Consider the following 6,455-nt stretch of genomic DNA (forward strand, 5'->3'; position numbering starts at 1 on the left):
GAGATGCGCACCACCCTTCTGAAGGCCGGCCTCCTCGCCGGCGTCGGCCTCTTCGCCGCCAATGCGGCCCAGGCGGTCGAGATCGAGTACTGGCAGTACGTGTTCGATGCGCGCGTCAAGGCGATGGACCAGCTCATCGAGAATTTCGAGGCCGCCAACCCCGGCATCACGGTCGAGCACGTCACCTTCCCCTACGCCGACTACCAGACCCGCGTCGTCGCGGCCCACGCCGCGGGGCGCGGCCCCGACGTGGTGCAGCTGTTCTACGGCTGGACCGACAACTTCGTCGACGGCGGCATCCTCCAGCCGCTCTCGCAGGAGGCCTTCCCGCACGCCGAGATCGAGGAGGCGTTCTTCCCGATCGTCACCGCCATGAAGCGCGACGGCGAATACTACGGCCTGCCCACCGCGGTGCGCTCGCTCGCCCTGTTCTACAACAAGAACCTCTTCGAGGAGGCCGGCCTCGATCCGGAGAGCCCGCCGCAGACGCTCGACGAGTGGGTCGCCGCCGCCGAGGCGACGACGAAGCGCGACGGCGCCGGCAACATGATCTCGGCGGGCACCACGCTCGACATGGCCGGGCAGGATCACCATTGGTGGCGCGAGGTGCTCGTGCGCCAGTTCGGCGGCGCGCCCTACACCGACGACTACCGCACCGTGACCTACGACGGTGAGGCCGGGCAGGCGGCGCTCGAGTGGTACACGAACCTCCAGCTCGAGAAGGGCGTGGGTGCCGCCGGCTTCATGGACGAGGGCCAGGCCGCCTTCCGCGCGGGCCTCGCCGCCATGACGATCGACGGCACCTTCCGGCTCGGCGCCTTCCGCTCGATCGAGACCTTCGAGTGGGGCGTCGCCGAGCTGCCCGCCGGACCGGACGGCACGCGCTCGAACTACTCGAGCTACTTCGCCAACGGCATCGGCGCATCCGCCGAGGGCGAGGAGCTCGAGGCGGCCGAGAAGTTCCTCGCCTACATCTCCTCCCCCGAGGCGATGGAGATCTGGCTCGAGACGGTGGGCGAGCTCCCGGCCCGCCGCGAGGTGGCCCTCACCGAGACGAACCTCGCCGACCCGATCTACGGGCCGTTCCTGCGCGGGCTCGACTACGCCCACACCACGCTGTTCGTGGACGAGGCGGCGCAGCGCCAGCTCATCATCGACGCCACGAACCGCATCCTGCTCCAGGGCCAGTCCCCGGCGGGCGCGCTCGATCAGGCTGCGTCGGACGAGCAGGCGCTGATCGACGCGCGCAACTGAGCCGCCGCGACACGGAGGAGGGAGAGCGACGATGGCGCGAACGAGCGATCCCGGCGCCGCCACGGCGTCGCCCTCCCTCTCCTCGGCTCCCGCCGGCCCCGGTGCCCTTCCCGAGGCGCCGCCCCGGGGCTGGCATCGGCTCTCGATGAGCCAGAAGCAGGTCGTCTGGGCGTGGGGCTTCCTCGCCCTGCCGATCCTGTTCTACGCCGGCATCCGCTTCTACCCGACGCTCGACGCCTTCTGGCTGTCGCTGACGGACTGGAACCTGCTGCGGCCCGCCCGCTTCATCGGGTTCGACAACTATGCGCGCCTCGTCGCGGACCCGCACTTCTGGCAGGTGTTCAACAACACCTTCGCCTACCTGCTGATCGGCACACCGACGAGCATCGTCGTCGCGTTCGTCATCGCCTATTACCTGGACCGCGTGCGCTTCATGCACGGGCTCATCCGGGCGCTCTACTTCCTGCCCTTCCTGACGACGGCTGCGGCCATGGCGTGGGTCTGGCGCTGGTTCTATCAGCCTCCGCCCATCGGCGCGATCAACGGCTTCCTAGGCAGCTTCGGCATCCCCGCCCAGCCCTTCCTGCGCTCCACCGAGCAGGCGCTGCCGGCGATCATGGTGACCGCGATCTGGGCCGGGCTCGGCTTCCAGATCATCATCTTCATGGCGGGCCTGCGCGCCATTCCCTCGACCTACTACGAGGCCGCGCGCATCGACGGGCTCGGCGAATTCGCCATCCTGCGCAAGATCACGCTGCCGCTGCTCAAGCCGACGACGGTGTTCCTCGTCGTGCTCTCCTCGATCGGCTTCCTGCGGATCTTCGACCAGGTCTACAACATGACCACGAACGATCCCGGCGGCCCTCTCGGCTCGACGAAGCCGCTCGTGCTGCTGATCTACCAGAGCGCCTTCTCCTCCTACGAGATGGGCTATGCCGCGGCGCAGACCGTGGTGCTCTTCACGATCCTCCTCGTGGTCTCGCTCCTGCAGCTCTGGATCCTGAGGGAGAGGACATGACGGCGAAGACCGACCTCCTCGACGCACCGGCGGGCCCGCGCCCCCTGCGCCCGGGCCGCATCGTCGCCTGGACGCTGCTGTTCATCGGCGGCGTGATCATGGTGACGCCGCTGCTGTTCATGTTCTCGACCTCGCTGAAGACGGCGGGCCAGGTCTACGACCTGCGGCTCATCCCGGCGAACCCGACGCTGGCGAACTACGTCGAGGTCCTCTCCGACGGACGCTTCCTGCGCTGGTTCCTCAACTCGACGCTCGTCGCCGTCGCGGTGACCCTGTCGAACCTGTTCTTCGACAGCCTCGTCGGCTACACGCTCGCCAAGTTCCGCTTCCGCGGCCGGATGATCGTCTTCATCGCGATCCTCTCGACCCTGATGATCCCCACCGAGATGCTCGTCATCCCCTGGTACCTGATGGCGAGCCAGCTCGGCTGGCTCGACACCTACTGGGGCATCATGTTCCCGGGCATGATGACGGCCTTCGGCACCTTCCTGATGAAGCAGTTCTTCGAGGGCGTGCCCGACGACTTCCTGGAGGCGGCGCGCATCGACGGGCTCAACGAGTTCCAGATCTGGTGGAAGGTCGCGATGCCGCTCGTCACCCCCGCCCTCTCGGCGCTCGCGATCTTCACCTTCCTCGGCAACTGGACCGCCTTCTTCTGGCCGCTGATCTCGGTGACGAGCCGCGACCTCTACACGCTCCCCGTCGGGCTCTCGAGCTTCGCCGTCGAGCAGTCGATCCAATGGGAGATGATCATGACGGGCGCCGCGCTCGCCACCATCCCGACGCTCCTCGTCTTCGTCGCGCTCCAGCGCTACATCGTGCGCGGCGTCATGCTGGCGGGGCTCAAGGGATGAGCGGGATCTCCACACCACAGGCGCGAGACCGATCCGTCTTCCCCGATCCGGTCTATGCCCGCACCGTGCTGGCCCCGCTCTTCGACGCGGCGAAGACCTCCCACGTCGAGGGCTTCCGCGCCATCGACGCCGCCCATTGCGTCATGCTCGCCGAGACCGGCATCCTGACGCGCGAGGAGGCCGGCGCCATCGCCCGCGCGCTCGCCGCGATCGAACGCGAGATCGATCCCGCGACCCTCGTCTACACGGGCGAGGTGGAGGACTATTTCTTCCTCGTCGAGCGCGAGCTCAAGGCGCGCGTCGGCGCCGATCTCGGCGGGCGGCTCCACACCGCGCGCTCGCGCAACGACATCGACCACACGCTCTTCAAGCTCGCTCTCAAGGCGCGCCTCGATGCGATCCTCGCCCGCGCGCGCACGTTGCTCGACGCGCTGATCGAGACGGCGGACCGCGAGCGCGCGACCATCATCGTCGCCTATACCCACGGCCAGCCGGCGCAGCCCACGACCTTCGGGCACTATCTCGCCGCGATGATCGAGGTGCTCCTGAGGGACCTCGCGCGGCTCGAGGACGCGCGCAGCGTCGTCGACCTGTGCCCGATGGGCGCCGCCGCGATCACGACGTCGGGCTTCCCCGTCGACCGCGCGCGCATGGCGCGCCTCCTCGGGTTCGCCGCGCCGCTCAGGAACTCCTATTCCTGCATCGCCGCCGTGGACTACCAGACGGCGACGTTCTGCGCGCTCGAGCTGCTCTTCCTGCATCTGGGCCGGCCGATCCAGGACTTCCAGGTCTGGTCGAGCTTCGAGGTCGGGCAGCTCTACGTGCCCAACGCGCTGGTGCAGATCTCCTCGATCATGCCGCAGAAGCGCAACCCCGTGCCGATCGAGCACCTGCGCCATCTGGCGAGCCAGGTGGTCGGGCGCGCGCGGGCGATGCGCGACGTGATGCACAACACGCCTTTCACCGACATGAACGATTCCGAGGGCGAGACCCAGGAGATGGGCTACCAGGCCTTCGCGGTCGCCGAGCGCGCACTCGACCTGCTGGCCACCCTCGTGGCGCAGGTGAGCATCGATCCCGCGCGGGTCGCGACCAACATCGCGCGCTCGTGCATCACCATCACCGAGCTCGCCGACACGCTGGTGCGCCGCGAGGGGCTCTCCTTCCGCGAGGCGCACGAGATCGCGGCGGCGACGGCGAAGGCGGTGGTGGCCGCCGGCGGCGATCTCGGCGCGAACGGCTACACGCCCTTCGCCGAGGCCTTCCGCCATGCGACGGGACGCGACACGGCGCTCGACGCGGCGGCGTTCGCGAGGATCGTCTCGCCGGAGCACTTCGTCGCCGTGCGCGACCGGTTCGGCGGGCCGGCGTCTGCCCCGATGCAGGAGGCGCTTTCCGCCTACCGTGCCGCCTCCGACGGCCTCGCCGCGCGGGCGGCGGCGCGCGCGGCGCGCGAGCGGGAGGCGGCGGCGGAACGCGCGCAGGCCTTCGCGGCCCTGATGGAGGTGAGGTGAGATGGCGACGATCGAGCTCGAGAACATCGTCAAGCGCTTCGGGTCGGCGACCGTCGTCCACGGCCTCGACCTCTCGATCGCCGACGGCGAGTTCGTCGCCCTCGTCGGGCCGTCGGGCTGCGGCAAGTCGACGACGCTGCGCATGATCGCGGGGCTGGAGGACGTCTCCGCCGGCACGCTCCGGATCGGGGGCGTCGTGGTGAACCACCACGAGCCCAAGCGCCGCAACGTGGCGATGGTCTTCCAGAACTACGCCATCTACCCGCACCTGACCGTGCGCGAGAACATCGCCTTCGGCCTCTACACGTCGGGCCTGCCCAAGGAGAAGAAGGCGGCGCGGGTCGACGAGGCGGCGCGCATCCTCGGGCTCGAGGACCTGCTCGGGCGGCGGCCCGCGGCGCTCTCGGGCGGCCAGCGCCAGCGCGTCGCCATCGGCCGCGCCATGGTGCGCAACCCCTCCGCCTTCCTCTTCGACGAGCCGCTCTCGAACCTCGACGCGCAGCTGCGCAACCAGATGCGCATCGAGATCAAGCGGCTCCACCAGCGCATCGGCGCGACCACCGTCTACGTCACCCACGACCAGGTCGAGGCGATGACGATGGCCGACCGAATCGTCGTCATGCGGGACGGCCGCATCCTGCAGATCGGCACGCCGAGCGATCTCTACGATGCGCCCGCCGACGTCTTCACCGCGCGCTTCATCGGCACGCCGGCGATGAACCTGCTGCCGGCTGCGAACGGGCCGGACGGGCTCGCCGTCGAAGGCGCCGTGGCGCCGATCCGCGCGCCGGCGCCGGCGGCGGGCGTCGCGCGCCTGCTCGTCGGGGTGCGACCGCAGGATCTCGTCTGCATCGCCGCGGGCGCCGCCGTCGATCCCGGCGCACTCGCGATCGCGGGCACGATCACTGCCGTCGAGCCGCTCGGGCCGGAGACCCACGTCCACCTCGACACCGCCGGCGGCCCGGTGATCGCGCTCGCGGCCGACCGCACGGCGCCGCCCGTCGGAGCTTCGGCCACCGCGGTCGCGCGCCCGCGCGCGCTCCACCTCTTCGACGCCGCGACCGAGCGGGCGCTGGGCCGCGCCCCCGAAAGCGCCTCGGAGCATCCATGATCGAGCGCGACCGACGGACCGGCGCGGTCCTCAGCGTGGGGCGGATCTACTGCGATCTCGTCTTCACGGATCTCGACGCATTCCCGGCGCTGGGCCGCGAGGTCTACGCCCGCGATCTCGCCATCGTCGCGGGCGGGGGCGCCTACATCGCCGCCGCGCACCTCGCGGCGCTCGGGCGGCCGACCGCTCTCGTGGCGCGGCTCGGGCTCGACCGGCTCTCCGCGGGGCTCGACGACGAGCTCGGCGCGAGCGGCGCCGACCTGCGGTTCCTCGACCGGGCGGCGGAGGCCGGCCCGCAGGTGACCGTCGCCGTCGCCACGCGCGACGAGCGCGCCTTCCTCACCCGCCGCGCCGGCCGCGCCCGCCCCGCGACGCTGGAGCGAGCGCTCGCCTGGGGCGAGGCCGTGCACCTGCACATCGCGGAGTACGCCACGCTCGCCGAGATCCCCGACCTCGTCGCCCGCGCCCGCGACCACGGGCTCACCGTCTCGCTCGACCCGAGCTGGGACGACGCGCTGATCCGCTCCGGCGGCCTGATCGAGGCCTGCGAGGGTGTCGACGTGTTCCTGCCGAATCTCGAGGAGGCGCTCGCGATCACCGGCGAGGCGCGCGCCGAGGCCGCGCTGGAGGCGCTCGCGGCGCGCTTTCCCGTCGTGGCGCTCAAGGCGGGCGCCGACGGCGCGCTGCTCGCCGCGGGCGACGTG

At 70.7% G+C, this 6,455-nt stretch carries 6 protein-coding genes; all 6 read left to right on the top strand.

The window, feature by feature from the left end; genetic code table 11:
• The first annotated feature begins 3 nt into the window (after positions 1-3).
• Positions 4-1,254, top strand: coding sequence for an extracellular solute-binding protein (locus ACTZWW_RS12695; protein ID WP_444781322.1), 1,251 nt, complete (start codon positions 4-6; stop codon positions 1,252-1,254).
• Between the two features lie 145 nt (positions 1,255-1,399).
• Positions 1,400-2,272, top strand: coding sequence for a carbohydrate ABC transporter permease (locus ACTZWW_RS12700; protein ID WP_444781329.1), 873 nt, complete (start codon positions 1,400-1,402; stop codon positions 2,270-2,272).
• Positions 2,269-3,126, top strand: a complete 858-nt coding sequence (locus ACTZWW_RS12705) for a carbohydrate ABC transporter permease (RefSeq protein WP_444781323.1) — start codon at positions 2,269-2,271, stop codon at positions 3,124-3,126. The genes ACTZWW_RS12700 and ACTZWW_RS12705 overlap by 4 nt, the downstream gene beginning before the upstream one ends.
• Positions 3,123-4,640 carry an argininosuccinate lyase gene (argH, locus tag ACTZWW_RS12710; RefSeq protein WP_444781324.1) on the top strand — a complete coding sequence of 506 codons (1,518 nt, stop codon included), beginning with the start codon at positions 3,123-3,125 and terminating at the stop codon, positions 4,638-4,640. The genes ACTZWW_RS12705 and argH overlap by 4 nt, the downstream gene beginning before the upstream one ends.
• A 1-nt stretch (position 4,641) precedes the next feature.
• Positions 4,642-5,751 carry an ABC transporter ATP-binding protein gene (locus tag ACTZWW_RS12715; RefSeq protein ID WP_444781325.1) on the top strand — a complete coding sequence of 370 codons (1,110 nt, stop codon included), beginning with the start codon at positions 4,642-4,644 and terminating at the stop codon, positions 5,749-5,751.
• The coding region (locus tag ACTZWW_RS12720; RefSeq protein ID WP_444781326.1) for a carbohydrate kinase family protein at positions 5,748-6,455 on the top strand (708 nt) is incomplete at its 3' end. The genes ACTZWW_RS12715 and ACTZWW_RS12720, both read left to right, overlap by 4 nt.

The sequence above is a fragment of the Salinarimonas sp. NSM genome (assembly GCF_052380005.1).
In the GTDB taxonomy this organism is placed as follows: domain Bacteria; phylum Pseudomonadota; class Alphaproteobacteria; order Rhizobiales; family Beijerinckiaceae; genus Salinarimonas.

Coding starts and splice junctions, on each gene's coding strand:
- argH (WP_444781324.1), top strand. CDS start 3,123: ATGAGCGGGATCTCCACACCACAGGCGCGAGACCGATCCGTCTTCCCC.
- ACTZWW_RS12700 (WP_444781329.1), top strand. CDS start 1,400: ATGAGCCAGAAGCAGGTCGTCTGGGCGTGGGGCTTCCTCGCCCTGCCG.
- ACTZWW_RS12715 (WP_444781325.1), top strand. CDS start 4,642: ATGGCGACGATCGAGCTCGAGAACATCGTCAAGCGCTTCGGGTCGGCG.
- ACTZWW_RS12695 (WP_444781322.1), top strand. CDS start 4: ATGCGCACCACCCTTCTGAAGGCCGGCCTCCTCGCCGGCGTCGGCCTC.
- ACTZWW_RS12705 (WP_444781323.1), top strand. CDS start 2,269: ATGACGGCGAAGACCGACCTCCTCGACGCACCGGCGGGCCCGCGCCCC.